Raw genomic sequence first — 26,997 nt, 5'->3', positions numbered from 1 at the left:
GACTTCGGGCCGCGGAAGAGGGTGGGAAAAGGTCAACGCACGATTGTGCCGGCCGCATCGCCCGGCTTCAATGTGGCCCCGACCTTGACGGAACGCAGTTTCTTCCAGAGCAGTTGGAGTTCGTCGAGCAACTCTGGACCGGGCAGGCCGGCGGTCTGCTCGCGCGCCATCACCATGAGGTCGACGGGCGGAAGCTCAAGACGGGCGCGACGGAATGACTCGCGCACGAGACGCTTGATGCGGTTGCGCTCGACCGCGCGCTTGGACACGCGCTTGGATATGGCCAGCCCCAGGCGCGGATGGCCAAGGTCGTTTGGGCGATAGCGCACAGAAAAACAGCGGCCGCCGAAGCGGCCGCTGGTATGACGCAGAGCAGCGAAATCACCGGCGCGGCGGAGCCGCGCCTCGCGCGGCAGGCCGGCGGCACGCATGATGAGCGTACCGCTTACGGGATCAGGCGCTTACGACCCTTGGCGCGACGCGCGTTCAGGATCTTGCGGCCGTCGGCCGTCGCCATGCGGGCGCGGAAGCCGTGGGTACGGGCGCGCTTGAGCTTGCTGGGTTGGAAGGTTCGCTTCGACATGGCTTCGTCCGAAGTTAAAGTGATAAAAAGGTTGGAGATTGTGCGGGTTGGTGCAGGCCTCTGTCAAATCGGGTGGTTTTCGGGATTGACAGCAGGCTGTTGGCTCCCTGTGGATATCCATGTGGATATCCATGCCATGGTGGTAGGTTCGTGCTGCTAGAATTCTCGGTCCACCCCGCGCGAAAGCGCTCCTTCCAGTGGTTGAAGACTATCCATGAGTGACCTGTGGCGGCGCTGTCTCGAGCGTCTCGAGGGCGAATTGAACGCCGAAGACCTGCACACCTGGCTGATGCCGTTGCAGGCGCGCGACGATACCCACGGTCTGCAGCTGTTCGCACCCAACCCGTACACGCTCGAGACCGTACGCGAGCGCTATCTGGCGCGCATTGAAACGGTGATCAGCCAGCTTACCGGGCATGAGCTGACTGTGCGATTGGAGGTTGGCTCCAGCTCGCCGCGCGCCAACGCCAGCGGCAAAGTTGCCCCGCCGGCGCCAGCCAGGGCCGCTCCGATAGTGGCGGAGCCTCCGGCACCCAGCTTCAACCACAACCTGGATCCGCACTACACCTTCGAGACCTTCGTCGAGGGCAAGTCCAATCAGCTGGGCAAGGCCGCCGCCATGCAAGTGGCGATGAATCCCGGCCGCGCCTACAACCCGCTGCTGCTCTATGGTGGCACCGGCCTTGGCAAGACGCATTTGATGCATGCCACCGGCAACCTGATGCGCGAGCGCAATCCGGACTTCAAGGTGCTGTACCTGCGTTCGGAACAGTTTGTCGGCTCGATGATCGAGGCGCTGCGCACCAAGAGCATGGATGAGTTCAAGCGGCGCTTCCGCTCGGTGGATGCGTTGTTGATCGACGACATCCAGTTCTTCGCCGGCAAGGACACCACGCAGGAAGAGTTCTTCCACACCTTCAACGCGCTGTTCGAATCCAAGCAGCAGATCATCCTCACCTGCGATCGTTATCCCAAGGAAGTGGACAAGCTCGAGCCGCGACTGAAGTCGCGCCTGGGCTGGGGCCTGTCGGTGGCGATCGAGCCGCCGGATTTCGAAACGCGCGCAGCCATCCTGCTGTCCAAGGCGCACGACAAGGGCGTTGCGGTCACCGAAAACGTCGCGATGCTGCTGGCCAAGCGCATCCGCTCCAACGTGCGTGACCTGGAAGGCGCACTCAACACGCTCGCCGCACGCGCCAACTTCTACGGCAAGCCCATCACCATCGATTTCGCCGAGGAAACCTTGCGCGATCTGCTGGCCACGCATGCCCAGGCCGTCACGGTGCCGAACATTCAGAAGATCGTGGCCGACTATTACCAGGTGCGTCTGCAGGATCTGCTGTCCAAGCGACGCGTGCGTTCGTTGGCGCGCCCGCGCCAGATCGCCATGGCGCTGTCCAAGGAACTGACCGAACACAGCCTGCCGGAAATCGGTGATGCGTTTGGCGGCCGCGACCACACCACCGTGTTGCACGCCTGCCGCACCATCAAGAAACACTGCGAAACCGACACCCGGATGCGTCAGGATTGGGAGCAGTTGATCCGCATCCTCACCGGTTGATCGGGCGGCTGTGCACTAAGCGCTTGAAAAGTACTGTGGCAAGCTGTGGATAATAGGTGGACGATTCGGATGGCAAAGTTATCCACATTTGCTCCACAGTCATCCGTCCCTTTTGAACACAACGCGAAAATCGCCTAACACAATGATTTTTGTGGATTTTTTTTGTTTTAAAAGTTATCCACGGCACCTACCACTACTACAGAACTTCTTTTAAAAACAGAAAAGCAGGTTTAGGGGAAGCGAAAATATGCAATTCAGCATCCAACGAGAAGCTCTGCTCAAACCGTTGCAGCAAGTCGTGGGCGTGGTCGAACGCCGTCAGACGCTGCCGGTCCTGGCCAACCTGCTGGTCAAAGTCGCCGACGGCAAGTTGTCGATGACGGGTACCGATCTTGAAGTGGAAATGGTTGCCACCACCGTTGCCGACAAACTCGTCGACGGTGAAATCACCATTCCCGCTCGCAAGCTGTTCGATATCGTGCGTGCGCTGCCTGATGGCGCTCAGATCGAGCTGAAGCTCAATGGCGACCGCGTGGCATTGAACGCAGGACGCAGCCGCTTCACCTTGGCTACGCTTCCTGCCACTGAATTTCCGACGATCGACGAGATAGAGCTGGTTGAGCGGGTCTCGCTGCCAGAAGAAGTGCTGCGCGATTTGATGGAACGCACCGCCTTCGCCATGGCGAACCAGGACGTGCGCTACTACTTGAACGGCATGCTGCTGGATCTTCAGGAGCACACACTGCGTTGTGTGGCTACCGACGGTCATCGCCTCGCGCTCAAGGAAACCAAGCTTGAGAGCAAGGTTTCCACGCGCCGCCAGATCATCATCCCGCGCAAGGGCGTGAACGAGCTGGTCGGTTTGTTTGAAACCGGCGAGGGCCAGGTTGAGCTGGAGTTCGGGCGCAATCATCTGCGCGTGCGTCGCGGTGACGTGGTGTTTACCTCCAAGCTGATTGACGGCCGCTTCCCGGACTACGAAGCGGTCATTCCGCTCGGCGCGGACAAGCACGCCACGCTGGATCGCGAAGTACTTCGCGGTGCCTTGCAGCGAGCGGCGATTCTGTCCAACGAAAAATATCGTGGCGTAAAGCTCGAACTGTCGCCGGGCAAGTTGCGCATCGTGGCGCACAACCCGGAGCAGGAAGAGGCCGTGGAAGAACTCGAGGCCGACACGGTGGTGTCGGATCTGGCCGTGGGTTTCAACGTGGGTTATCTGCTCGATGCCCTGGCCGCATTGCGCGGTGACCGTGCTCGCCTGAACCTGCGCGACGCGCAGTCCAGCTGCCTGGTGCAGGAAGACGACAACGAGCAGGCTCGCCACGTGATCATGCCGTTGCGGCTCTGACGTCGGTTAGTCATTTGCTGAGCCAGGGAAAGTCCCGCAAGAACGCCGGAGCCGTCGCCAGACGCTCCGGCGTTTTCGCTTCCGGAGATCGTTGAAATGTGGCTGGAAAGCCTTCGTATCCGGGGCTTGCGATGCCTGGACGATATGTCGGTGCCTCTGGCGCCGGGAGTTACCGTCTTTGCCGGTCCCAACGGGGCGGGTAAGACCAGCCTGCTCGAAGCCGCCTTCCTGCTTTCCCATGCGCGCTCGTTCCGGGCCGGCGCCAAGGAGGCTTTGCTTCAACGAGATGCTGACGCGCTTTCCGTGTTCGCGGAGTTGCGGCATGCCGACGGTCGTGTCCGTCGAATCGGCCTTGGGCGGCAGGGTTCGCGATGGGAAGCTCGCATGGATGGCGAGGCCGTGACGCTGAGCGAACTGGTGGGGGAGTGTGCCGTGGTCTGTTTCGAGCCCGGCTCTCATGCCCTTATCGCCGGTGGGGCTGAAGAACGACGTCGCTATCTGGATTGGGGCGTGTTCCACGTGGAACACGAGTTCATTTCAGCCTGGCGGCGGTATCAGCGTGCCCTCAAGCAGCGAAACAGCTTGTTGCGCTCCCCCAACGCCGTTCCCGAGGCTCAATACCTGCCCTGGGAGGCAGAGCTTGCGGCCACGGCGGCTGTGATTGACCAGCTGCGCGAGGTTTATCTGGCCACGCTGCGCCCCCATATAGAACAGGCCTTGGCGGGACTGCTGCCCGAGCTTGGGACAGTCGAAGTGCGCTACAAGCGAGGTTGGCCGGAAGGCGCCGAGCTGGGTGAACTTCTGGCTTCCCAGCGGGGCAGGGATCTGGCGCGGGGTCATACCACGCTAGGCTCCCATCGAGCCGACTGGGCCATTGTCTTTGAACATGCACCTCTGCGGGAGCATTTGTCCCGCGGCCAGGAGAAATTAACGGCGCTTGCCTGCGTGCTTGCCCAAGCATCGCTTTATGCGGAACGGCGAGGCGAATGGCCGGTGGTATGCCTGGATGACCTGGCTTCCGAACTGGACAGAGCGCATCAGGCTGCCGTAGTAGGCCAGCTGCGGGCGGTGGGTGCTCAGGTGCTGGTCACCGGCACCGAGGTACCAGAGGCGCTCCAGAGCGGTTCCACGCAGGTGTTCCACGTGGAACAAGGCCGTCTCAACCCCCTGCTATAATCACCCGATTGTGTCCCCAGCCCGGCCTTGTATGGCGCCGTCCGGGCGGGAGAAGGCGCCCAGGAAACGGTCGACGAATGAACGCATCCTACGATTCGAGCAACATCAAGGTTCTGAAAGGTCTGGAAGCGGTGCGCAAGCGCCCTGGCATGTACATCGGAGACACCGATGACGGTACCGGCCTGCACCACATGGTGTTCGAAGTCGTCGACAACTCCATCGACGAAGCCCTGGCGGGCTATTGCGACCACGTAACGGTCACCATCCTCGAAGACGGCTCGGTCAGCGTCACCGATAACGGCCGCGGTATCCCGGTGGACACCCATCCCGAAGAAGGGCGGTCCACCGCGGAAGTGGTGATGACCGTGCTGCATGCCGGCGGCAAGTTCGATGCCAATTCCTACAAGGTTTCCGGCGGCCTGCATGGCGTGGGCGTCTCGGTGGTGAACGCGCTCAGCTCACACCTGTGGCTGAACATTTTCCGCGACGGCAAGGAGTACCAGCAGGAATACGCCCATGGCGAGCCGCTGTATCCGATCAAGCCGGTTGGCGACTCGACCAAGCGCGGCACCACAGTGCGCTTCCTGCCGAGCACCGGCACCTTCACCAATGTCGAATACCATTACGACATCCTGGCCAAGCGCCTGCGCGAGCTGGCGTTCCTCAACTCGGGCGTCACCATCGACCTGAAGGACGAGCGCGGCGAAGGGCGCCACGACCGTTTTGCCTACGAGGGCGGCATCCGCTCGTTCGTGCAGCATTTGGCCCAGCTCAAGACTGCGCTGCACCCGAACGTGATCAACCTGAGCGCCATGCAGGACGGTATTTCGGTGGAACTGGCGATGCAGTGGACCGACTCCTACCAGGAGACGATGTTCTGCTTCACCAATAACATCCCGCAGCGCGACGGCGGCACCCATCTCACCGGCTTCCGCGCGGCACTGACGCGCTCGCTGCAGGGCTACATCGAGAAGGAAGGCCTGGCCAAGAACGCCAAGGTCGCGCTGTCGGGCGACGATATGCGCGAAGGCTTGATCGCCGTGCTTTCGGTGAAGGTGCCAGACCCGAAGTTCTCCTCGCAGACCAAGGACAAGCTGGTTTCCTCCGAGGTGAAGACCGCGGTGGAGCAGGCCGTCAACGAGAAGCTGGGCGAGTTCCTGCTGGAACACCCCAGCGAAGCCAAGGCCATCGCATCCAAGGTGGTGGACGCCGCCCGTGCCCGTGAGGCTGCCCGCAAGGCCCGCGAGATGACCCGTCGCAAGGGTGCGCTGGATATCGCCGGCCTGCCGGGCAAGCTGGCCGACTGTCAGGAAAAGGATCCGGCGCTGTGCGAGCTGTTCCTGGTCGAGGGTGACTCCGCAGGCGGCTCGGCCAAGCAGGGCCGCAACCGCAAGACTCAGGCCGTGCTGCCGTTGAAGGGCAAGATCCTCAACGTGGAGAAGGCCCGTTTCGACAAGATGCTGGCCTCCGCCGAAGTCGGCACGCTGATCACCGCGTTGGGCACCGGCATCGGCAAGGAGGAGTACAACCCGGACAAGCTGCGCTACCACCGCATCGTCATCATGACCGACGCGGACGTGGACGGCTCGCACATCCGCACGTTGCTGCTCACGTTCTTCTATCGCCAGATGCCGGAGCTGATCGAGCGCGGTCACATCTATATCGGCCTGCCACCGCTGTACAAGATCAAGCAGGGCAAGCAGGAGATGTACTTGAAAGACGACGCGGCGCTCAACGGCTACCTCGTCTCCAGCGCCGTCGACAACGCGGAGCTGACCTATAGCGCGAGCGCTCCGGCCATCACCGGTGAGGCGCTGGAAAAACTGCTGCGCGACTATCAGGGTGCCCTGGACCAGATCGCGCGCCTGGGCCACCGTTTCGACGCCAGCATGCTTACCGCCATGCTGGAGCACGCCCCGATGGAGCCTGCGCTGTGGACCGATGTGAGTGCCATGCAGGGCTGGCTGGCGGGCGTGGAGTCACGTCTCGCGGCGAGTGGGCTGGGCAAGCCTCGCTACCGTCTGTCGTTGCGTCCGGCGTTTGACGAACATCCGGCTGCCGTCGAGGTAGTGCGCGAGCAGCATGGTCTCAACCACACCTGGTTGCTGCCGCAGCCATTCTTCGGCAGCGGGGAGTTCCGCCCGATCCTGCACGTCAGTCAGCAGTTGTCCGGCCTGATGCAGCCCGACGCCGTGGTTCGTCGCGGTAACGCCTCGCGCGGCGTGCTGAGTTTCGCCGAAGCGCGAGGCTGGTTGCTGGAGGAAGGCAAGAAGGGCCGCACCATCCAGCGCTTCAAGGGCCTGGGCGAAATGAATCCGGAGCAGCTGTGGGAAACCACGGTGAATCCGGAAACTCGTCGCATGCTGCAGGTTGGCATTGAGGACGCCTTCGCGGCAGACCAGATGTTCTCCATGCTGATGGGCGAGGCGGTGGAGCCGCGTCGCGACTTCATCGAAGCAAATGCGCTGAAGGTGGCGAACCTCGACATCTGAAGCCGGGGCCGGGTAGTGACGCCGTCGTCAGGCGGCCGTCACCCCGGCCTTCTTTTTTCCCGATCGTAATAGTGCGTTAGCGCATTAATTGGCGAAGCCGTGTCGGCAAAACGCATATTTTCCAGGGCGGAAAGTCACGAAGGGCATGACTAATCCGCTTGAAAATCATCTCCAGTCGTCAGCGTATGGTTCAACTTATTGATTCTTAACAATCTTTGTTGCGGCACTGCGACTTGTTATCTGCCGCCGAGTCAGGTTACGCTCAGCGATCCCCCGCGTCATATACGCGTGAAAACCTTATCCCCGAGGACTGCCATGAAGCGTGTTCCCCTGATCAAGATGCTTGCTGGTACGGCGCTGGCCCTGGCCGTGGCGAGCACCCCGGTCATCGCGGGCGACAGCTCTTCCAAAGACAAAAAGGAAGTGCTGTATCCGAATACCACCCGCAAGGAACCGAAGCTGGACCTGACCAGCGAGAAAGATCAGAAGGCGATCAACGAAGGTCTCGACGCAGTTAACGAGCAAGACAAGGCAAAGGCCACCCAGCTGTTGCAGCCCGTCGTGGACAACAGCAAGAGCAAGTACGCCCAGGCGCTTGCGCTGCAGGGTTTGGCCAACGTGCACTACAACGACGGCGACGTGAAGGGCGCCATCGATCTTCTCAAGCGCGCGCTCGACAACGGCACGATGCCGAACGACACGTACTTCCAGCTCGAGTACATGCTGGCCCAGTTCTACCTGGCCGATGAGCAGTACCAGCCTGCGCTGGACACCATTGCCAAGTGGCGTACCGAGGGCCGCAAGGAAACCGCTGAGTCGTACGCGCTGGAAGGCAACGCCTACTACCGCCTCGAGAAGTTCCCGGAAGCGATCACTGCGATCAAGAAGGCACAGTCGCTGACCGACAAGCCGAACGACAGCTGGAACCAGATCCTGATGGCCAGCTACTCCGAATCGGGCCAGGCTGACCAGGCCGCCCAGATGGCGCAGCAGCAGCTTGCCAACAATCCGAACGACACCACCGCGCTGAACAACGCCGTCGCCGTGCTGATGCAGGCGCAGAAATACCCGGAAGCCATCGCGCTGATGGAGAAGGCCAAGGCCGCCGGTGCGTTTAAGACCGAGAAGGACTACGTCAACCTCGCCAAGCTGTACCTGGTCACTGGCCAGAACAGCAACGACCAGAAGGGCCCGGCCACCAAGGCAGCGGCGACCCTGGAAGAAGGCATGAGCAAGGGCGTGGTCCAGCCGACGGCCGACAACTACATGTTGCTCGGTGCGGCCTCCTATATGTCCGACAATACGTCCAAGGCGCTCGGCGCGTACCAGAAGGCCATTCCCATGGCCAAGGACGGCGAGCCCAGCATCCGTGCGGGTCAGCTGCTGATCGCCGACAACAAGTACACCGAGGCCAAGGGCCTCATCCAACAGGGCATCGACAAGGGCGTGCAGCACAAGGGCACTGCTTATATGTTGCTGGCCGAAGCGTGCCGGGGTCTGAAGGATAAGCCGGGCACGATCGCTGCGATGGAGAAGGCCGCACAGGATCCCGAAACCTCCGCCAAGGCCAAGGCCTGGCTGAAGGCTCAGGGAGCGAGCAAGTAAGGCAAACGTATAGCCCTCGCGCGGCGGATAGACGTCCATTTGGATGCCTCACGAGAGCTATACAAATGCCATGTGCTGTTGTACCGTTGAAACCTTTCCGTGTTCTCGTCCAGTGGCAAATGTCATCCCCTTTTGGATCGATATTGCCACCGGATCCCGTGACTACGTCTCACCGATTGATTAGCTCCAGATAGTGACAGATGGCCTCAAGTAACGAAGCAACCGGCCAAGGGCCGTTCAATTGGAGGCGTACCTGGGCGCTGGCCGTAGCCATCGCGCTGCATGCGTTCGCGTTCCTGTTGCTGGTGGCGCCTATGGCACCACCGAAGCAGGTACAGAAAGAGAAAGAACGCACTGTCCAGGTGAACTTCATCGAGCCGCCGCCGCCGCCGCCGCCCCCGCCGCCCCCGCCGCCGGAGCCGCCGAAGCAGCCGCCGCCGAAAATCATCCAGCAGGTGAAGCCGCCGCCGACCCCGCCGCCGCCGGCTCCGCCGCCGGCTGTTGAGGAGCGGTCAAGCAATGCCATCGCGGCTCCGCCGCCGGCTCCGCCTGCTCCCCCGGCTGCGCCCGCTGACATCACGGCCAGCCAGGACATTAGCTATAACAGTCGTATCCAGCCCAAGTACCCGCCGCAGGCCATTCGCCAGCGTCACGAAGGCACGGTTACGCTGATGATCCTGGTGGGTGTGGACGGTGCGCCGAAGGACATCAAGGTGGAATCGTCCAGCGGTTATCGCGAGCTGGACCAGGCCGCGATTGAAACGGCACGCAAGTGGCGGTTCAATCCGAACGTCAGGAACGGGCAAAAAACGGAAGGTTATGTCCGTGTTCCGGTCAACTTTAACCTCAATCAGCTGTAACTCCGGTTACGGTCAATCAGTTCACGCTTGACTTTCCAAGGGTAGCGTTATGTTCCAACAAACTCCTCCGGCCCCGACGGGCGGTACCACCAACGCCGAAGCCATGAAGTCGATGGGCTTTGACCACCTTATCCACAACTTCGATTTCCTTGGCTGGATCGTGTTCGTGGTGCTGGTGGTGATGTCCTTCACTTCCTGGTACTTCATCGTCGCCAACGCAATCCGCAACTCGATGGTTCGCGGTCGCGCCGACAAAGTCATCAATGGTTTCTGGGCCAACGGCTCCACCCAGGACGCAATCCGCGAACTGGAAGCCCAGCCCAAGGGCGAACCATTCTCGAAGATCGCTCTGGACGCCGCTTCGGCTGTGGCTCATCACCAGCAGGCTTCGGCCGGCGGTGGTCGCCTCGCCGAGTCGCTCAGCCGTTCCGAGTTCATTGACCGCGCTCTGCGCCAGGCCGTCGCTCGCGAGAGCCTGCGTCTGGAAGGCGGCCTGACCTTGCTCGCCACGGTCGGTTCGTCGGCGCCGTTCATCGGTCTGCTCGGTACCGTGTGGGGCATCTACCACGCGCTGATCAAGATCTCCGCGACGGGCAACGCTTCGATGGAAGCCGTGGCAGGTCCGGTGGGTGAAGCTCTGATCATGACCGCCTTCGGTCTGTTCACCGCCATCCCGGCCGTGCTCGCCTACAACTTCTTCAACCGCTCGAATCGCCTGACCTACGCTCAGTTCGACGAGTTCGCGCACGACCTGCACGACTTCTTCGCCACCGGCGCTCGCGTCGAAGGCAAGTGAGGATCTGACCCATGGCAATGAGCACCGGAGGCGATACCGGCGGTCCGATGTCGGAGATCAACGTCACGCCGCTGGTTGACGTGATGTTGGTGCTGCTCATCATCTTCATGATCACCGCACCGCTGATGTCGCATCGAATCACGGTAGATCTGCCGACTGCCAATCCGAAGGTAACGGATTCGGAGTTTGTGGAGCCGATGGACTTGGCCGTGAAGCCGGATGGCACGTTGTATCTCAACGACGCCGAGGTCAGTGCGGCTGAACTGAAGGCCCAGTTTGCGGTTGCGGCGGCGAAAGCCCCGCAGCCCGAACTGCAGATTCGTGCGGACAAGACGACGGAATACAAGGTCGTGAAGAAGATCCTGGCTGACGCCAAGGAACAAGGCATGGTCCATGTCGGTTTCATCACGACCGGCAAGGAGTAACAGTCATGGCATTCAGTTCTGGAAGTGGTAAGGGCCCGATGGCGGACATCAACGTCACGCCGTTGGTCGACGTGATGTTGGTGCTGCTGATCATTTTCATGATCACCGCGCCGATACTTACCCATAAAGTGAAGATCGATCTGCCGCAGCCGAACCCGAACATCGTCCAGCCGGAAAATCCGCCGGAACCGGTCCGCTTGAAGATCGACCAGTCCGGTGCGCTGTACTGGAACGATACGCCGGTTGACGAGCTGGGCCTCAAGGCGCAGCTGGCGGTGATCGGTGGCCTGGGTGATCCGGCCAAGCAGCCGGAAGTGCAGATCGCTGCGGACGACGCCGTTGCTTACGAGCACGTCGCCCGGGTGCTGTCTGATGCGAAGAGCTACGGCCTCACCAAGATCGGTTTCACTGAAGGTCAGTAATTCCGAAAGGAATTGCAGTAACACTACCCTTAGAACCCCCGCCTAGTGCGGGGGTTCTTTTTTGGGCGATCTGAAGCCAGATATATAGACGTTTGGATGTCCGAAAGCGCAGGGGTAGCTGAGTTGGGGCAAGAGAGGTCGCGCACTGGGTGCGCTCCTGCAAGGTTACGGCGACCCTGTAGGAGCGCACCCCATGCGCGACCGCTAGCCCCGAATCCCCAGCCGCCGAATGTCCTCAGCGCAGGATCTGCAGATAGTTGCGTACGGCGACTGCGAGGCCTTCGTACAGCGCTTCCCCAATCAGCGCGTGACCGATGGAAACTTCGGCGAGGCCTGGAATGGCGGCCTTGAAGGTACCAAGGTTCGCCTGGCTGAGATCGTGACCGGCGTTGACGGCCAAGCCGGCATGCTGCGCGCGCCGCGCAGTATCGGCGCATCGCTCGAGTTCTTCCTGCACCTGCCCTTCGGCGAAAGCGTGGGCATAGGGGCCGGTATAGATTTCGATGCGTTCCACGCCGATGGCCACCGCGGCTTCAAAAGCAGTGGCGCCAGAATCGATGAACAGGCTGACCCTGCAACCGGTGTCGCGCAGTTCGGCGACGATGGGGCGCAACGTGTCGATATCGCGCTCAAGATCGAAGCCATGATCGGAAGTGATTTGCCCGTCGCCATCCGGGACGAGTGTGACCTGTGTGGGCCGCACCTCGCGCGCAAGCGCGATCAAGCCGGGGTAGGCACCGCGGGCTGCCGCGAACGGATTGCCCTCGATGTTGTATTCCACACGACCACGCAAAGTGGCTGCCAACGCACGGACATCGTCGGGACGGACATGTCGCTGATCGGGCCGCGGATGCACGGTGATGCCGCCGCAGCCGGCGTCGATGCAGGCGTGCGCTGCGCTGATGATGTCGGGCTCTGTGCCGCCGCGCGAATTGCGCAGCACGGCGATCTTGTTGAGATTGACGCTGAGCAGGGTCATGGGGGAAGCAGTACTCGCAAGCAGGGCGATGCAAGGCGCCGCGACGGCGGCGGGTTGGAAACAGTGCGCCGATCAACGGGTGCCGGCAAGTGTCCACAGCCGGATGCGCCTTGGCTCGCCGTGCCAGGCGAGCGAGCCGATATGGTCGTTATCGAGTTCCAGGCGATGCAGTTGCCACTGTGCTGCCTCGTGTCCTTCCAGCCGTCCCAGTACGGGCAAATCGGACGAACCGCCGATGCTCAGGCGGTGCAGGCCGAACGCCAACCCGCGACCCAGTGCCTTGAGCACGGCCTCTTTGGCGGTCCATAGTTCGAGAAAGACGCGATCGCGCTGGGTATCCGACAAACCTTCAAGCTGCGCCGCCTCGTCAGGGCTGAAATAGCGGCGTGCGATGGGCAATGCCTTGGGATGTGGCCGCAAACGCTCCAGATCGACCCCGGGGTCGATACCCGTGGCGATCGCGATCAGCGCCTGGTCATGGCTATGCGACCAGTTGAAGGCGAACGCGTCCCGCTGCGCGCCGGCCAGTACCGGGCGGCCGTGCGCTGACTCTTCCAGTCGCACGTCTTCCACCGGCAGCTCAAGATAGGTGGCCAGCATGTTGAGTAGCGGTGCGCGACCCAGGTGGTGGTCGTAGGCCAGCCGCCACACATGTATCTCGTCATCGCCCAGGCGCTCTGCTACTTTCGCTAGCGTCTGGCCGTCGGTCGTCATCATCCGCTCATGTTGACGGGTGTGTGGCGACACTTACAAGCATGGCGGACGCCCGCCGCGCGCGCACTGCCCGACCGTTATCCCACGCAAGGAAGCCTTCATCACGGAGAATTGCGCTTGATCGCCGGATGGCTGTTGCTGCTGGTTTCCCTGCTCTACGTGGGCCTGCTGTTTGTGGTGGCCTACGCGGGTGACCGGCGACCGCTGTATCCACGCCAGCCACGCCTGCGGCCGCTGGTGTACAGCCTGGCGCTCGCCGTGTACTGCTCGTCGTGGACTTTCTACGGCGCCGTTGGCACCGCAGCGCGCGACGGGCTGGCCTATCTGCCTATTTATCTCGGGCCGATCCTGCTCTTCGTCTTCGGTTTCGGCTTGCTGCGCCGACTGGTACTGGTGGCCCGCCAGCGCAACATCACCTCGATCGCCGACTTCATCGGCGCGCGATTCGGCAAGTCGCACGGCCTCGCTGCGCTGGTGGCCATCATTGCGGTGATCGCGGTGGTGCCGTATCTCGCGCTGCAGTTCAAGGCCGTGGCGATGTCCTATGCAGTGCTCGGGGGCACCGGCACCCCGGGCGCCGCGCAGTTTGGCGATGGCGCCTTGTGGTGCGCGATTCTGTTGGCCACGTTCGCCATCCTGTTCGGCACGCGCACCATCGACGCCACCGAGCACCATCACGGCATGATGCTGGCGATTGCGGTGGAGTCGCTGATCAAGCTGATCGCGTTCGTCGTGCTTGCCGGCTACGCGCTGTGGCGTGGCCCTGGTCTGCAAGCCACTGCACAGCTGCCGCTGCAGCAGTTCTCCGAGGGCGTTTCGCCCGGGTTCCTCGCGCAAACACTGCTGGCGTTCTGCGCGATGTTTTGTCTGCCGCGCCAGTTCCAGATCGGCGTGGTGGAATGCGAGGATCCGCGTGACCTCAGCCGCGCACGCTGGCTGTTCCCGATGTACATGGCGATCATCAGCCTGGCGGTGCTGCCGATCGTGGCGGCGGGCCTGCAATTGCCGCAGGTGCTAGGCGGCAACAAGGACGCCTGGGTGCTCACCTTGCCGATGAGCTATGGCGATCGCGGCATGGCCTTGCTCGCCTTCATCGGCGGCTTCTCGGCGGCGACCGGCATGGTGATCGTGGCATCGGTGGCGCTGTCCACGATGATCAGCAACGACCTGATCATGCCCATGCTGCTGCGTCTGCGCCGCTTCAAGCTGGACCAGCGCGCCGACCTCTCGCAGTTGGTGCTGCTGGTGCGCCGCATCGCGATCATCGCGTTGGCTGCCATGGCCTACCTGTATTACCAGGTCGTCGCCGATACCACCAATCTCGCTGCTACCGGCCTGCTCGCTTTTGCCGCCGTGGCGCAATTTGCGCCCGGCATCGTGGCGGCGCTGTATTGGCGCAGCGCCAGTCGCAGGGGCGTGGCGGTCGGGCTCTCCGCTGGCTTCCTGGTCTGGGCCTATACCTTGCTGCTTCCCGCGATGGACCGTTCGGCACCGTGGCTTGATACCGGGCCGATGGGGTTGAGCTGGTTGCGACCGCAGGCCCTGTTCCATCTGAGCGGATGGGACTCGGTGATGCACGGCACGTTCTGGTCCTTGCTGGTGAACGTGGCCTGCCTGATCTTCGTCTCGCTACGCTTTCGTCCCACGCTGGAGGAACGGTTGCATGCGGCCATGTTCATCGACCCGTATGCCATCGACAACCGCGGAGCCGGCGATTGGCGCGGCCGCGTTGCTGTGGCGGATCTGCGTACCATTGCCGAGCGCATTGTCGGCGAGCGCACCAGTCAGCGCGCCTTCGACGACTATGCCGAGCGCCGCGGTAAACCATTGCAGACGGGCGAAGCCGCCGATCGCGCGTTGATCCAGTACACCGAACGCCTGCTGGCATCGGCGGTAGGTGCGGCAAGTGCGCGGCGCATCCTGATGGGTGCCTTGTCGGGTTCGGGCCTGGATATTTCCGAAGCGATGGCGCTGATGGACGAAGCCTCGCAGGAGCTGCGCTTCAATCGCGAATTGCTTTCCACCACGCTGGAGAACGTCTCGCAGGGCATCAGTGTGGTTGATGCGGGCATGCGGCTGGTCGCGTGGAATCGCCGCTACCTGGAGTTGTTCGATTATCCCGACGGCATGGTCTACGTCGGCGTACCTGTCGCTGACCTCATCCGCTGGAACGCCGAGCATGGCGAATGCGGACCTGGCGAAGTGGAAGCGCACGTCGCCAAACGCATCGGACACATGCATGCCGGTTCGCCGCACCTGTTCCAGCGCATCCGCCCCGATGGCACGGTAATCGAGATGCGCGGCCGTGCGCTTCCCGGCGGTGGCTACGTCACCACGTACACCGACGTTACTGCATACAAGCATGCGGAGCAGGCGTTGATCGAGGCGAACGAAAACCTCGAACAACGTGTGGAGCAGCGCACCGCCGAACTGAGCGAAGCGCTCAGCGCGACAGCGCATGCACGCCGTGAAGCGGAAACGGCCAATGCATCGAAGACCCGCTTTCTTGCCGCGGCCAGCCACGACTTGTTGCAGCCATTGAATGCGGCACGACTGTTTACGTCGGCGCTGCGCCAGCACCCTGGGCTTGATGCCGAAGTGGGGCAGCTAGCGGAACGCATCGATGCTTCCTTCCGTGCAGCGGAAGATCTTCTCGATGCACTGCTGGATACGTCGCGTCTTGATGCGGGCAGCTATCGCGCGGACATCAGCAACTTCGCTTTGGCCGATCTGTTCGATTCACTCACGCCGCAGTTCGCGGTCATCGCCGAGCAGCGTGGCCTGTCCCTGCGCGTGGTGCCGACCAAACTTGCCGTGCGCAGCGATCCACAACTGCTGCGGCGTGTCCTTCAAAACTTCATCTCCAACGCGCTGCGCTACACGCGCGAGGGCAGCATCCTGGTCGGCGCGCGCCGTGTGGGTTGCGAAGTACGCATTGAAGTATGGGACACCGGTCCTGGCATCGCCGAGGCACAGCGCGCCCGCATCTTCGGTGAATTCCAGCGGCTCGATCGTCCATCGCCGTGGGGAGAAAAAGGACTGGGCCTGGGCCTTTCCATCTGCGAACGCATCGCGGGTATTCTCGATCATCGCCTGGAATTGAAATCGCGCGAAGGCAAGGGCAGTTGTTTCGCCGTGCGTGTGCCGCGTGTGGAAGTCGCAGTACCGCGTCGGCGCACGGTGGTTCATCCGGTTTCCAACGAACAGCTGCCACTTACCGTGCTGTGTCTGGACAACGATGCATCGATCCTCGACGGCATGCGCGCGTTGTTGCAGCGCTGGGGCGTGGACTGTCGCACCGCGCTGGACGTGGCGCAGGCGCAGCAGGAATTGCTGCGCGGCCGTATCGACCTGATCCTGGCCGACTACCACCTGACCGATGACATGGACGGCTTGCAGGCGGTGCAACAGTTGCGCACGGTGGTGGACGAACTACCGCCGGTGGCGATGATCACCGCAGACGGCAGCAGCGAACTCAAGCAGCGAGCACGTGCGCTTGGTTATCCACTGCTGCACAAACCGGTGCGGCCGGCGGCGCTGCGTGCACTGCTGAGTGCGTTGGTGCGCAGGAAGACGCCTGCTTGAGGTGGAGGGGTGGCTTGATCGTCCGATCACGTACCAAATCTCGTCATCCCAGCCAAAGCTGGAATGACGAGGTTGTGAGACCGGACTGTTACTAGCTTTCATCATCATCCGGCAGCGCCGGCATCGTTTCCTGGTCGATCGCGAGATGACTGGCGGCAAGTGCGACCTGGGTGCGGTTGTTCACACCCAGCTTGCGCATGATGGCTGTCATGTGCGCCTTCACGGTGGCTTCCGATACGCCAAGGTCATAGGCGATCTGCTTGTTGAGCAAACCTTCGGCGATCATGGTGAGCACGCGGAACTGTTGCGGTGTGAGTGTGGCGATGCGATCCGCCACGGCGGCCTCGTCGGGTTTCAGTTCCATGCCGCCACCGACCAACTGGTGCGGAAGCCACACATCCCCGTCGAGCACTTTGCGGATGGCCGTGATGATGTCCTCGCCCGGCGTCGACTTCGGGATATAGGCCGATGCGCCGTGCGCCAACGCGCGCCGCGCCACCTGTACGTTCTCATGGCCAGAGACCACGATGGTCGGCAGGCCGGGGAACTGGCCACGTATATGCGCCAGTGCGGAGTAGCCGCGCGCACCCGGCATGTGCAGGTCCAGCAACAACAACTCCGCTTCGGGAAACTGCTCGATCAACCCCAGCAGGCTGTACACGCTGTCGGCACAGTGCACGCTGGCGTCGGGAACCGCCGCCACGACGGCACGTTGCAGCGCGTCGCGGAACAGTGGGTGGTCATCTGCGATCAGAACATCAGGCATGGCGGCCCTGCGTTTTGTAGGAATGCACCCTGTGTGCGAAACGCCAACAGAGCGGTGACGCTGTGGCGGTGATAGGGCGAAAACCCTTCAGAGGACAAACGCCGTTACTCCGCGGTCGCGCACAGGGTGCGCTCCTACAGTGGAAGAGTGAGTTATTTGATCAGGCGTTCGTCCACCAGGTTCTTCACCACACCGGGATCGGCCAGCGTGGAGATGTCGCCTAGCTGGTCCGGTGCGTTCTCGCCGATCTTGCGCAGGATGCGGCGCATGATCTTGCCCGAGCGCGTCTTGGGCAGACCCGGCGCCCACTGCAGGTAGTCCGGTGTGGCGATCGGGCCGATTTCCTTGCGCACCCAGGCAATCAGTTCTTTGCGCAGTTCGTCGCTGCCGGCCTCGCCCGCGATCAACGTGACATAGGCATAGATGCCCTGGCCCTTGATCTCGTGCGGGCAACCCACCACGGCCGCCTCGGCGACTTTCGGATGCGACACCAGCGCGCTCTCCACTTCGGCGGTGCCGATGCGGTGGCCGCTCACGTTGATCACGTCGTCCACGCGACCGGTGATCCAGTAGTAGCCGTCCTCATCGCGGCGTACGCCGTCACCGGTGAAGTAGTTGCCCGGATAGGCGCTGAAATAGGTGTCGATGAAACGCTGATGGTCGCCATACACCGTGCGCATCTGGCCCGGCCACGAATCGCTGATCACCAGGTTGCCTTCGGTGGCGCCCTTGAGCACGGCGCCGCTCGCATCAACTACCGCCGGAACGATGCCGAAGAACGGCAGCGTGGCCGAACCGGGCTTGGTGTCGATGGCACCCGCCAGCGGCGTGATCAGGATGCCGCCAGTTTCGGTCTGCCACCAGGTGTCCACGATCGGGCAACGCTCGTCGCCCACCACGCGGTAGTACCACTCCCATGCTTCCGGATTGATCGGCTCGCCCACCGAACCGAGCAGGCGCAACGATGCGCGCGAAGCCTTCTTCACCGGGCCTTCGCCTTCGCGCATGAGTGCGCGGATGGCAGTGGGCGCGGTGTAGAACAGCGTGACCTTGTGCTTGTCCACCACGTTCCAGAAGCGGCTGGTGTCCGGGTAGTTGGGCACGCCGTCGAACATCAGCGTGGTCGCACCGTTGGCCAGTGGGCCATACACCACGTAGCTGTGGCCGGTGACCCAGCCCACGTCGGCGGTGCACCAGTAGACGTCGTCCTCACGCAGGTCGAACACCAGCTCATGCGTGTAGCTGGCATAGACGAGATAGCCGCCCGACGTGTGCAGCACGCCCTTGGGCTGGCCGGTGGAGCCGGAGGTATAGAGGATGAAAAGCGGATGCTCGGCCTCTACCGTTGTCGGCGGGCAGTCAGCCGATTGGCCTTCCATCAGCGTGTGGTAGTAGCGATCGCGCGGCGACTGCATCGGCACGGCGCTGCCGGTACGGCGCACCACGATCACCGTTTCCACACTGTTGGTGCCGGGGCGTTCGAGCGCGGCATCCACATTGGTCTTGAGCGGAATCTTCTTGCCGCCGCGCAGGCCTTCATCGGCGGTCACCACTAGCTTGGCGGTGGAATCTGCGATGCGGCCGGCCAGCGAATCGGGAGAAAAGCCGCCGAACACCACCGAGTGAATGGCGCCGATGCGCGCGCAGGCCAACATGGCCACAGCCGCTTCCGGAATCATCGGCAGGTAGATCGCCACGCGGTCGCCCTTGGTCACGCCAAGGTGCTTGAGCGTGTTGGCGAACTTGCACACTTCCGCGTGCAATTCCTTATAAGTGATGTGGCGCGACTCGTTCGGGTCGTCACCCTCGAAGATGATGGCGGTCTTGTCGCCTCGTTCGGCCAGATGGCGGTCCAGACAGTTGGCGGCGACGTTCAGCTCGCCGTCCTCGTACCAGCGGATGTGCAGGTTGGTCGGGTCGAAGGAGACGTTTTTGATCTTGGTCGGAGTCTTGATCCACTGCAGACGCTGGCCCACTTTGCCCCAGAAGCCCTCCGGGTCCTTCACCGACTCGGCGTAGAGCCGCTCGTAATCGTCCTTGCGGATGTGTGCCTTGGCGGCGAACTCGGGCTTGACGGGGTAGAGCTTGGTCATCGTGGGGGCTCCTGCGGCCGGTCTCCCCGGCCTCCTCATGCGTTGTAAAGCCGCTTAAGCAAGCGGTAGCGACCGAGTGTAGCGGCTGGTTGGTGATCGGTACGTTGCCGCCGACTGTCGACTTTGGTCGAGGTTCGACCAATGGGGAATAGGCGTTCGCGTTGCAGCACGAACATGCTCGGGCTGGTCATCGACCTGGGGAGGCCTGCCATGACGTCACCGAACTCCAAGCGCTGTAGCCGGATCCTTGCCCTCAGCATTGCCTGTGCACTGGGCTTGCCGCTGGGCGTGCACGCACAAAGCACACCAAAGAGCACGACCAAGGGCGCCACGCGGGAACAACAGCTCGAGAATCGAGTAAACCAACTGGAGCAGCAACTGGCCGAACTGAAGGCCATGATCCAGGACCAGAAGGCCGCCACCACGCAGGCGACACAGACGGCCCAGCAAGCTCAGGTCGCGGCCACGCAAGCGCAGACCACGGCACAGGCCACGTCGACGAAGGTGGAAGCGGCGCCCAAGCCGCAGTTCACCACGGCCCCCGGCCTGTCGGTGGCGCTGCATGGCTTCATCAGTGCCACGGTGTTTGGTCAGGACAAGACCTTCGTCAACTACGGCAATGGTCAGAACGCCGAGATTCCGGCGCCACCGACGGCGGCCAACAAAGCCAACGGCTACGTCGGTTCGCTCAGTGGCGCGGATGTGCGCAACACGCGCTTCTGGCTCGACTTCACCGGCGCCAAGTTGAACGAGAGCTGGAACGGCAGCGGTCGCATCGAGATGGACTTCTTCGGCGGCAACAACGGCACGGGTGCGTATTCGCAGCAGCAGCCGATTCCGCGCCTGCGCCAGGCGTACATGGACATCAACAATCCCACGTGGGGAACCACGGTCCGCATCGGCGAGATGTGGGATCTCATGTTCCCGCTGGAAAACACCCCCACATCGCTGTCGCACATCGCCTTCCCGCTGGGTTACGGCGAGGGCGTGGTGGGCTGGCGCTATCCCGGTGTCATCGTGATGCAGGACCTCAACCACGGCTCCGAAGGCGTGAAATGGCGCTTCGACTTTGCCGTGCTCGAGGGCAACTGGAGCGGCCCGCTCAATGCCGCCGGCACGTCCAATATCAATTACCTCAACGCGGGTGCGGCGCACTTCCAGCCGCAGGTGGAAGCACGCCTACATGCGCAGGGCAGCGACTGGCTGGGTTACCTCACAGCGCACTACGCCGAGGTCGACCTGCACGGCGTGGGCAACATCGTGTCCAAGCCCATTCGCGACGGCTTGAACAGCATCGGTTATGACCTCGGTGGTCAATGGAAGCCTGGCCCGTGGACCTTCAAGGGCCTGATCTATACCGGCAAGGCACTGGGCCAGATCTTTGGTGCGATGTCTCAGTTCGGCAACATCAAGGAGTCCGGCGGCTTCGTGCAGGCCGGTTACAACTTCACGCCGAAGTGGAGCGTCTACGCGTTCTATGCCGCTGCTCGCCCCAACCATGACGACGTGGTCCAGTGGACCACCACCAGCCCGACGGCCGGTACGGCGCTGCTGAAGAACAACCAGTCGGCATTGAGCGTGCAGTACGCCTCCGGCAACTACGAACTGGGCCTGGAATGGCTGTATGACGACCTGCGTTACCAGGTTGGCTCAGCCGGCCAAAGCCACAACGTCAACGGCAACCAGGTCAACTTCAGCGGCCTGTACAAGTTCTAAGCAAACAGCGGTGGCAGCGCGGCAAGCGTTGCCACCCGTAGGACCGGGCGGGGCGACGGGAGGCGCCCGAACCGGACAGAGGAAAGGGAAGCACAGGGTGGCAAGCGCGGCTCGAGCGGGCTGCGATCTGAAACCGCCATCCATTGATCTGATTGGGCGTCACAATTGAGGGGTACATCATGGCTACGACCGCAGTCGACATGCGCGGATCGCTCGACACCGGCCATCGCCGCGTGATTCTGGCGTCCAGCCTTGGCACCGTGTTCGAGTGGTACGACTTTTATCTCTATGGCTCGCTTGCTGCGCTGATCGGCAAGCACTTCTTCAGCGGCCTCAACGAAACGAGCCAATTCATCTTCGCACTGCTCGCCTTCGCCGCCGGCTTCGCAGTGCGTCCGTTCGGCGCCATCGTGTTTGGCCGTCTGGGCGACATGATCGGGCGCAAGTACACCTTCCTCATCACCATCGTCATCATGGGCTTGTCGACCTTCCTGGTTGGCGTGCTGCCCGGTTACGCGAGCATCGGCGTCGCCGCACCGACCATGCTGATTGCCCTGCGCTTACTGCAGGGCCTGGCGCTGGGCGGCGAATACGGAGGTGCTGCAACTTACGTGGCCGAGCATGCGCCCAATGGCAAGCGTGGGCTGTACACCAGCTTTATCCAGATCACCGCCACCTTTGGCCTGTTCCTGTCGCTGCTGGTCATCCTCGGTTTGCGTCTGAGCCTTAGCAACGAGTCCTTCGAAGCTTGGGGTTGGCGCGTTCCGTTCCTGATTTCCTCGCTACTGCTGATCATCTCGGTATATATCCGGCTGCAGTTGTCCGAGTCGCCGCTGTTCCAGCAGATGAAGGCCGAGGGCAAGCAGTCCAAGGCACCGCTGACCGAAGCGTTTGGCCAGTGGAAGAACCTGAAGCTGGTGATCCTCGCGCTGCTCGGCGCCACCGCTGGCCAAGCCGTGGTGTGGTACACGGGCCAGTTCTATGCGCTGTACTTCCTGACGCAGAGCCTGAAGATCGACGCCACCACGGCGAACTTGTTGATCGCCGCCGCGCTGGCGATCGGCACGCCGTTCTTCGTGGTGTTCGGATGGCTGTCCGATCGCATAGGCCGCAAGAGCATCGTCCTGGCCGGCTGTCTGCTGGCGGCGTTGACCTATTTCCCGATCTTCAAGGGCCTCACGCACTTCGGTAATCCGGCCATCGAACAGGCGGCGGCTACGTCGCCCGTAACGGTGGTGGCCGATCCGAAGGCCTGCAGCTTCCAGTTTGATCCGGTGGGCAAGACCAAGTTCACCAGCTCGTGCGACGTGGCCAAGAGCGCGCTTGCCAAGAAGGGCATTCCGTACTCCAACGTGACGGCCGAGCCGGGCAGCATTGCCGAAGTGAAGATCGGCGACACCATCATCAACTCGTTCGAAGGCGGCGCGCTCGATAGCAAAGCGTTCGCTGATCAGGGCAAGGCGTTTGGCACCCAGCTAAGTGCGTCGCTGAAGACGGCCGGCTATCCGGAGAAGGCCAATCCCGAGCAGTCGAACTACGTGATGCTCATTGTGCTGCTGGCCATCCTGGTGCTGTACGTGACCATGGTGTACGGCCCGATCGCGGCATGGCTGGTGGAGATGTTCCCCACTCGTATCCGCTACACCTCGATGAGCTTGCCGTATCACATTGGCAATGGCTGGTTCGGCGGCTTCGTGCCCACCATCGGCTTCATGCTGGTGGCGTGGAAGGGCGATATCTACTACGGCCTGTGGTACCCGATCATCGTGGCGATCGGCACCTTCTTCATCGGCCTGCTGTTCCTGCGTGAGACCAAGGACGTCGATATTAGCCTCACCTGACAAAACGCACGCACAAAAAAGGCGCGACGGGAAACCGCCGCGCCTTTTTCTTGGGTGGAGTCAGGCGCGTTTGATCACGCCGATGATGGCCAGCAGGATGATGGCCCCGATCAATGCATAGACGATGCTGGTGATGAGCGGGCTGATGATCACGAAACTCACGCCGACCATCGGCAACAACCATCCGGCGAGGAAAGCGCCGACGATACCGACCACGATATTGCCGATCAGCCCGAAGCCGAAGCCGCGCATGATCAGTCCAGCCAGCCATCCGGCGATGGCGCCTACCAGCAGGAATACCAGCAAAGCTGTTGCGGTCATTTTGCTCTCCTTCCGGTGAGTGGAACCGAAGCGGAACCCCCGCTCCTGCGGCAGGCAATATCCACAGGCGAGTGTTATGTGTTCGTGACGCAGGCTGTTGGTGCTGATGCACCTGGGAACCGGATCCCACTTGGGATATCGACAACGGCTCTAGTATGGTCGCGATCGTCTGAAGCACGGCGCCAGAGGGGTAGCCGCATGCCCACTAGAGAACGCGGTCAGGGAAATCGCAAACCACCACTTCGTCGCCGCTGGCGACGCATGCTCGGCTGGACGGCTTTACTGCTGGATCATCTCAAGCCTGTACGCGTGTCGTTGCTGGTGCTGGCGGTCGCTGTAGGCGTCGCCATCGGTGTGGACCAGGCGGCCGAACTGTTCCTGATAGCCTTGTGGACCGATCCCAGCGAAGGTCGTTACCTCGCCTTGCTGGCCGCCAGTGCCCTGGCGGGACTTTCGATCTGGTACGCCGCGCGCAACGCGTATCGACTGCGCTATCCGCGCTGGCCCGCCCTGCAGGATGACCGCGCCGCGCCGCTGCGGGATTGGCTGCCACGCCTGTTGGGCGCAGCCGTGCCGCTGCTGGTCTGCCTGGGCTACGTGCTTGCGCTGGCCAGGCTTCCGCATGGTCCATGCGGCGCCACGGATCCTTGCCAGCAGCGCAGCTGGCGCGCGATGGGACTGCTGATGGAATCGGCGGCACTGATCATTTTCTTCATCACGCGACGCCGCATGTGGAGTGCATTGTCACGACACCTGCCATCGCTGGCACCGCCGAGCAGGCTGCCCTCCGGCGAGAAGCGCGTCTGGCGCGTGCGCGATCTTGGTGTGTTGCCGTGCACCTTCTACGCGGCAGTGGTCGTTCTCAACATCCTTGCCACGATCCTGATCGCGGTGCGGCCGGAAGCGCTGGATGGCATCGGGCCATTGGCCATCCTGCTGATCGCCGCGGCCTTCCTCTGCTACAGCGGCAGCCTGGTCTGCGTCATCGGCGATCGGCGCGGCGTGCCCTTGCTGAGCGCGATGTTGTTGCTGAGCGCGTCATTGCACTGGATGCATCTCAACGACAACCACAAGGTGCGCCAGTACCCGTCGATGAGCACGCATGAACATCCCATGGCGCTACCGGCCGATACACGGCCGAGTTTCGATGCCTATGCGGATGCGTGGCTGGACGACCGTTGTGCAAATCGCTCACCTTGCCCGGTGATTCTCGTATCGGCGGAAGGCGGCGGCATCCGCGGCGCTGCCTGGACCGCCGTGGTGCTCAGCCGCCTGACCGCACTGCTCGATGCGGAAAAGCCCACGCAAGGCGAGCCGCTGTTTGCGCGTTACCTGTTTGCTGCGAGCGGCGTATCGGGCGGCAGCCTCGGGCTGGCTACCTACGTCAGCATGCTCGATCAGCCAACGATGGCAAAGGCGGCGACGCTCGAGCAGCGTGCGCAGGACATGCTGAGCCATGACTTTCTCGCGCCCACGCTGGCCAACACGTTCTTCATCGACTTCACCCAGCGCTGGTTGCCGGGCGCGTGGTTGAACGATCGCGCTCGCGCGCTGACGCGTGCATGGGAATGGGCCGCCCACAAGCAGGGCGTCACCGCGTTCGCACAACCCTTTGCAACGTTGTATGCAAAAGCCGATGCCAGTGCACCGCCGACCGTGCCCGCGCTTTTTCTCAACAGTACGACGGTGACGGAAGGGCGTCGCTTCATCCAGCATCCATTCCAGCCGATTGCCACGCCGCAGCGCCAGCCATGGACTGCGGGCTTCGACGGCTCAAGCTGGCTCGATCCGCGCGTTCCGTTGAGCGAGGTCGTGCTCAACAGTGCGCGCTTCACCTATATGAGTCCGGCGGGCACGCTGGAATCAGGCGCCGCGAACGCACCTGTTCCCGGTCGCCTGCAGCTTGTCGATGGCGGCTATTTTGAAAACTCAGGCACCACGACGTTGCTGGAGGTGATGCGGTTGCTGCAGGCGCGGGCGGATCTGCGCCACCATGCGTTGCGCTTCATCGTCATTCACATCAGCAACGATCCGCAGATGAGCGATTTCATTGACCGGCACGATCCGACGCATCCGTTGCCGCTGTATTCCACCGCCTGCCCACCGGTGCCCGGTGTCGTGCGCGACAGCGTGCGGGGTGAGGCGATTGCGCCACTCGATGCCTTGCTCGATACCCGCAGCGCACGTGGCGAATACGCGCGCGTGCAACTGCTGAGTGCGTTGAATCGCAACGATGCCGATCCGTCACGAGGCGACATGCTCTGGCATTTCCGGCTATGCAGCGGCAACTATCCGATTCCCCTGGGTTGGACCATATCGACCCCGGTGTTCACCGAACTGGACCGGCAACTGGACCAGCATTACCCGCTGGCCGTGATGGTTGATGCGCTACGGGATCAGCTTGCTCCGGTGCAACCCTAGGCGAGGTGTCGCGACAGTTGAGACGTGTCGAGTGCACACTGCGCCCATGGCCGAATCGTTCATTCCACCCCAGGCCCTGAAGGGCCGAGGCGCCGCCTCCAATCCGGAAGGACGCTTCGAATCGATCAGCCACCACGCCGAAGACGATGGATGGCAAAGCCTGTTGCTGGACGAGCAGACACCGCGCCCGCGCACCGAGGTTACCGAGGAGCGGGCACGCAGCGTCATCACGCGCAACGATTCGCCGGACATCCATTTCACCCAAGCGCTCAATCCCTATCGCGGATGCGAGCATGGCTGCATCTATTGCTTTGCGCGTCCGTCGCACAGCTATCTCAATCTCTCGCCCGGACTGGACTTCGAAACGAAGCTTCGCGCCAAGAGCAATCTGGCCGAGGTGTTGCGCCATGAGCTTTCGCGGCCAGGTTATGTGGTCGCCCCCATCAATATCGGCAGCAACACCGATCCCTACCAACCGGTCGAGCGTCGATGGAAGCTGACACGCGCCGCACTGGAGGTGCTGGCCGAATGCCATCACCCGTGCACCATCGTCACCAAGAACGCGATGGTGGAGCGCGACCTGGACATCCTCGTGCCGATGGCACGAGAGAAGCTGGTACAGGTGTTCGTATCGGTCAACTCGCTGGACAACCATCTCGCCGCGAAACTGGAGCCGCGTGCCAGCGCACCTCATCGGCGTATCCAGGCGATTGGCGCGCTGGCCGACGCCGGTGTGCCGGTAGGCGTGCTGGTGGCGCCGATCATTCCCGCACTCAATGACCGCGACCTGGAAGCGGTGCTGCAGCAGGCCGCCGACGCTGGCGCGCGCTGCGCCGGCTACACCACGTTACGTTTGCCGTATGAGCTGAAGGCGTTGTTCCGCGAATGGCTGGCATTGCATGCGCCGCAACGCGCCGCGCACGTGATGAGTCTGGTGCAGCAGATGAATGGCGGACGTGATTACGACAGCAACTTCGCTACACGCATGCGCGGACAGGGTGTGTTTGCGGAGTTGATTCGTCGGCGTTTCGACGTCGCTTGCCGCAAACATGGTTTTGGACGGGCGCGTGAGTTGTGGCTCGATACCACGAAGTTTGTGCCGCCACGCAAGCCGTCGCCGCAAGGGCAGTTGTTCTAGCGTTATTGCTCCCTCTCCCCTTCGGGGAGAGGGTTGGGGTGAGGGGGCAATCTAGCGATGGGGCGAGTTCAAGGCGCGCTTTGTCGACACGCAATCGCGAGCACCCACCCTTTACCACCTTCAGGTGGCTCACCTCGGTCCTCTCCCCGGAGGGG

Annotated in this window: 21 protein-coding genes; 14 read left to right on the top strand and 7 right to left on the bottom strand. The window is 62.4% G+C overall.

Annotation, left to right across the window (positions count from 1 at the left end):
• Positions 1 to 32 precede the first annotated feature (32 nt).
• Together rnpA and rpmH are read right to left on the bottom strand one after the other, a co-directional pair.
• A complete protein-coding gene (gene rnpA, locus AC3CBN_RS04690; protein WP_488635659.1) occupies positions 33 to 431 on the bottom strand; it encodes a ribonuclease P protein component in 399 nt (132 codons plus the stop codon).
• A 14-nt stretch (positions 432 to 445) separates the two neighbouring features.
• Complete coding sequence (gene rpmH, locus AC3CBN_RS04685; RefSeq protein ID WP_019464789.1) at positions 446 to 583, bottom strand: 50S ribosomal protein L34; 138 nt, start codon at positions 581 to 583, stop codon at positions 446 to 448.
• A 214-nt stretch (positions 584 to 797) separates the two neighbouring features.
• On the opposite strand from rpmH, the gene dnaA reads away from it, so the two are divergent.
• The 9 genes from dnaA to AC3CBN_RS04640 all read left to right on the top strand — a co-directional run bounded on the left by dnaA (position 798) and on the right by AC3CBN_RS04640 (position 11,268).
• Positions 798 to 2,144 carry a chromosomal replication initiator protein DnaA gene (gene dnaA / locus AC3CBN_RS04680; RefSeq protein WP_488635658.1) on the top strand — a complete coding sequence of 449 codons (1,347 nt, stop codon included), beginning with the start codon at positions 798 to 800 and terminating at the stop codon, positions 2,142 to 2,144.
• A 247-nt stretch (positions 2,145 to 2,391) separates the two neighbouring features.
• A complete protein-coding gene (gene dnaN / locus AC3CBN_RS04675) occupies positions 2,392 to 3,492 on the top strand; it encodes a DNA polymerase III subunit beta (protein WP_488635657.1) in 1,101 nt (366 codons plus the stop codon).
• 96 nt (positions 3,493 to 3,588) lie between these two features.
• Positions 3,589 to 4,668: a DNA replication/repair protein RecF gene (recF, locus tag AC3CBN_RS04670; protein ID WP_488635656.1), complete on the top strand. Its 1,080-nt coding sequence runs from the start codon at positions 3,589 to 3,591 to the stop codon at positions 4,666 to 4,668.
• Between the two features lie 77 nt (positions 4,669 to 4,745).
• Positions 4,746 to 7,160, top strand: coding sequence for a DNA topoisomerase (ATP-hydrolyzing) subunit B (gene gyrB / locus AC3CBN_RS04665; RefSeq protein ID WP_488635655.1), 2,415 nt, complete (start codon positions 4,746 to 4,748; stop codon positions 7,158 to 7,160).
• Positions 7,161 to 7,475: 315 nt separating this feature from the next.
• Entirely contained in the window at positions 7,476 to 8,765 is a 1,290-nt protein-coding gene (locus AC3CBN_RS04660; protein ID WP_488635654.1) for a tetratricopeptide repeat protein, read from the top strand.
• 200 nt (positions 8,766 to 8,965) lie between these two features.
• On the top strand, positions 8,966 to 9,625 hold the full coding sequence (locus AC3CBN_RS04655) for an energy transducer TonB (RefSeq protein ID WP_488635653.1): 660 nt from the start codon (positions 8,966 to 8,968) through the stop codon (positions 9,623 to 9,625).
• 49 nt (positions 9,626 to 9,674) lie between these two features.
• Positions 9,675 to 10,421 carry a MotA/TolQ/ExbB proton channel family protein gene (locus tag AC3CBN_RS04650; RefSeq protein ID WP_488635652.1) on the top strand — a complete coding sequence of 249 codons (747 nt, stop codon included), beginning with the start codon at positions 9,675 to 9,677 and terminating at the stop codon, positions 10,419 to 10,421.
• Positions 10,422 to 10,432: 11 nt separating this feature from the next.
• Positions 10,433 to 10,846 (top strand): ExbD/TolR family protein, encoded by a 414-nt coding sequence (locus tag AC3CBN_RS04645; RefSeq protein WP_488635651.1) that lies wholly within the window; start codon positions 10,433 to 10,435, stop codon positions 10,844 to 10,846.
• A 5-nt stretch (positions 10,847 to 10,851) separates the two neighbouring features.
• Positions 10,852 to 11,268, top strand: coding sequence for an ExbD/TolR family protein (locus AC3CBN_RS04640; RefSeq protein WP_488635650.1), 417 nt, complete (start codon positions 10,852 to 10,854; stop codon positions 11,266 to 11,268).
• A gap of 235 nt (positions 11,269 to 11,503) precedes the next feature.
• Here AC3CBN_RS04640 and AC3CBN_RS04635 read toward each other — a convergent pair whose 3' ends face one another.
• A complete protein-coding gene (locus AC3CBN_RS04635) occupies positions 11,504 to 12,247 on the bottom strand; it encodes a pyridoxine 5'-phosphate synthase (RefSeq protein WP_488635649.1) in 744 nt (247 codons plus the stop codon).
• 72 nt (positions 12,248 to 12,319) lie between these two features.
• Entirely contained in the window at positions 12,320 to 12,961 is a 642-nt protein-coding gene (locus AC3CBN_RS04630) for a 4'-phosphopantetheinyl transferase family protein (protein WP_488635648.1), read from the bottom strand.
• 117 nt (positions 12,962 to 13,078) lie between these two features.
• Here AC3CBN_RS04630 and AC3CBN_RS04625 point away from each other — a divergent pair, with 117 nt between their 5' ends.
• Positions 13,079 to 16,546 carry a hybrid sensor histidine kinase/response regulator gene (locus AC3CBN_RS04625; protein ID WP_488635647.1) on the top strand — a complete coding sequence of 1,156 codons (3,468 nt, stop codon included), beginning with the start codon at positions 13,079 to 13,081 and terminating at the stop codon, positions 16,544 to 16,546.
• 91 nt (positions 16,547 to 16,637) lie between these two features.
• On the opposite strand, the gene AC3CBN_RS04620 is transcribed toward AC3CBN_RS04625, so the two are convergent.
• Positions 16,638 to 17,312 (bottom strand): response regulator transcription factor, encoded by a 675-nt coding sequence (locus tag AC3CBN_RS04620; protein WP_488635646.1) that lies wholly within the window; start codon positions 17,310 to 17,312, stop codon positions 16,638 to 16,640.
• A gap of 152 nt (positions 17,313 to 17,464) precedes the next feature.
• Positions 17,465 to 19,405, bottom strand: a complete 1,941-nt coding sequence (gene acs / locus AC3CBN_RS04615) for an acetate--CoA ligase (protein WP_488635645.1) — start codon at positions 19,403 to 19,405, stop codon at positions 17,465 to 17,467.
• 210 nt (positions 19,406 to 19,615) lie between these two features.
• Here acs and AC3CBN_RS04610 point away from each other — a divergent pair, with 210 nt between their 5' ends.
• Both AC3CBN_RS04610 and AC3CBN_RS04605 read left to right on the top strand, forming a co-directional pair.
• Positions 19,616 to 21,121 carry a hypothetical protein gene (locus tag AC3CBN_RS04610; RefSeq protein ID WP_488635644.1) on the top strand — a complete coding sequence of 502 codons (1,506 nt, stop codon included), beginning with the start codon at positions 19,616 to 19,618 and terminating at the stop codon, positions 21,119 to 21,121.
• A 179-nt stretch (positions 21,122 to 21,300) separates the two neighbouring features.
• Complete coding sequence (locus AC3CBN_RS04605) at positions 21,301 to 22,962, top strand: MFS transporter (protein WP_488635643.1); 1,662 nt, start codon at positions 21,301 to 21,303, stop codon at positions 22,960 to 22,962.
• 60 nt (positions 22,963 to 23,022) lie between these two features.
• On the opposite strand, the gene AC3CBN_RS04600 is transcribed toward AC3CBN_RS04605, so the two are convergent.
• A complete protein-coding gene (locus tag AC3CBN_RS04600) occupies positions 23,023 to 23,283 on the bottom strand; it encodes a GlsB/YeaQ/YmgE family stress response membrane protein (RefSeq protein WP_488635642.1) in 261 nt (86 codons plus the stop codon).
• A gap of 198 nt (positions 23,284 to 23,481) precedes the next feature.
• Between AC3CBN_RS04600 and AC3CBN_RS04595 the strand changes: the two genes are divergently transcribed.
• On the top strand, positions 23,482 to 25,704 hold the full coding sequence (locus tag AC3CBN_RS04595) for a hypothetical protein (protein WP_488635641.1): 2,223 nt from the start codon (positions 23,482 to 23,484) through the stop codon (positions 25,702 to 25,704).
• 46 nt (positions 25,705 to 25,750) lie between these two features.
• Positions 25,751 to 26,842 carry a PA0069 family radical SAM protein gene (locus AC3CBN_RS04590; protein ID WP_488635640.1) on the top strand — a complete coding sequence of 364 codons (1,092 nt, stop codon included), beginning with the start codon at positions 25,751 to 25,753 and terminating at the stop codon, positions 26,840 to 26,842.
• Positions 26,843 to 26,997 lie beyond the last annotated feature (155 nt).

The organism is Dyella sp. OK584 (genome assembly GCF_057787755.1).
Note: the sequence above shows the minus strand (reverse complement) of the source record. Positions and strands in the feature narration are given on the sequence as shown.

What these genes read in the sequence shown, in the direction of transcription:
- rnpA (WP_488635659.1), bottom strand. Translation starts at nt 431, where the DNA reads ATGCGTGCCGCCGGCCTGCCGCGCGAGGCGCGGCTCCGCCGCGCCGGT.
- rpmH (WP_019464789.1), bottom strand. Translation starts at nt 583, where the DNA reads ATGTCGAAGCGAACCTTCCAACCCAGCAAGCTCAAGCGCGCCCGTACC.
- dnaA (WP_488635658.1), top strand. Translation starts at nt 798, where the DNA reads ATGAGTGACCTGTGGCGGCGCTGTCTCGAGCGTCTCGAGGGCGAATTG.
- dnaN (WP_488635657.1), top strand. Translation starts at nt 2,392, where the DNA reads ATGCAATTCAGCATCCAACGAGAAGCTCTGCTCAAACCGTTGCAGCAA.
- recF (WP_488635656.1), top strand. Translation starts at nt 3,589, where the DNA reads ATGTGGCTGGAAAGCCTTCGTATCCGGGGCTTGCGATGCCTGGACGAT.
- gyrB (WP_488635655.1), top strand. Translation starts at nt 4,746, where the DNA reads ATGAACGCATCCTACGATTCGAGCAACATCAAGGTTCTGAAAGGTCTG.
- AC3CBN_RS04660 (WP_488635654.1), top strand. Translation starts at nt 7,476, where the DNA reads ATGAAGCGTGTTCCCCTGATCAAGATGCTTGCTGGTACGGCGCTGGCC.
- AC3CBN_RS04655 (WP_488635653.1), top strand. Translation starts at nt 8,966, where the DNA reads ATGGCCTCAAGTAACGAAGCAACCGGCCAAGGGCCGTTCAATTGGAGG.
- AC3CBN_RS04650 (WP_488635652.1), top strand. Translation starts at nt 9,675, where the DNA reads ATGTTCCAACAAACTCCTCCGGCCCCGACGGGCGGTACCACCAACGCC.
- AC3CBN_RS04645 (WP_488635651.1), top strand. Translation starts at nt 10,433, where the DNA reads ATGGCAATGAGCACCGGAGGCGATACCGGCGGTCCGATGTCGGAGATC.
- AC3CBN_RS04640 (WP_488635650.1), top strand. Translation starts at nt 10,852, where the DNA reads ATGGCATTCAGTTCTGGAAGTGGTAAGGGCCCGATGGCGGACATCAAC.
- AC3CBN_RS04635 (WP_488635649.1), bottom strand. Translation starts at nt 12,247, where the DNA reads ATGACCCTGCTCAGCGTCAATCTCAACAAGATCGCCGTGCTGCGCAAT.
- AC3CBN_RS04630 (WP_488635648.1), bottom strand. Translation starts at nt 12,961, where the DNA reads ATGACGACCGACGGCCAGACGCTAGCGAAAGTAGCAGAGCGCCTGGGC.
- AC3CBN_RS04620 (WP_488635646.1), bottom strand. Translation starts at nt 17,312, where the DNA reads ATGCCTGATGTTCTGATCGCAGATGACCACCCACTGTTCCGCGACGCG.
- acs (WP_488635645.1), bottom strand. Translation starts at nt 19,405, where the DNA reads ATGACCAAGCTCTACCCCGTCAAGCCCGAGTTCGCCGCCAAGGCACAC.
- AC3CBN_RS04610 (WP_488635644.1), top strand. Translation starts at nt 19,616, where the DNA reads ATGACGTCACCGAACTCCAAGCGCTGTAGCCGGATCCTTGCCCTCAGC.
- AC3CBN_RS04605 (WP_488635643.1), top strand. Translation starts at nt 21,301, where the DNA reads ATGGCTACGACCGCAGTCGACATGCGCGGATCGCTCGACACCGGCCAT.
- AC3CBN_RS04600 (WP_488635642.1), bottom strand. Translation starts at nt 23,283, where the DNA reads ATGACCGCAACAGCTTTGCTGGTATTCCTGCTGGTAGGCGCCATCGCC.
- AC3CBN_RS04595 (WP_488635641.1), top strand. Translation starts at nt 23,482, where the DNA reads ATGCCCACTAGAGAACGCGGTCAGGGAAATCGCAAACCACCACTTCGT.
- AC3CBN_RS04590 (WP_488635640.1), top strand. Translation starts at nt 25,751, where the DNA reads ATGGCCGAATCGTTCATTCCACCCCAGGCCCTGAAGGGCCGAGGCGCC.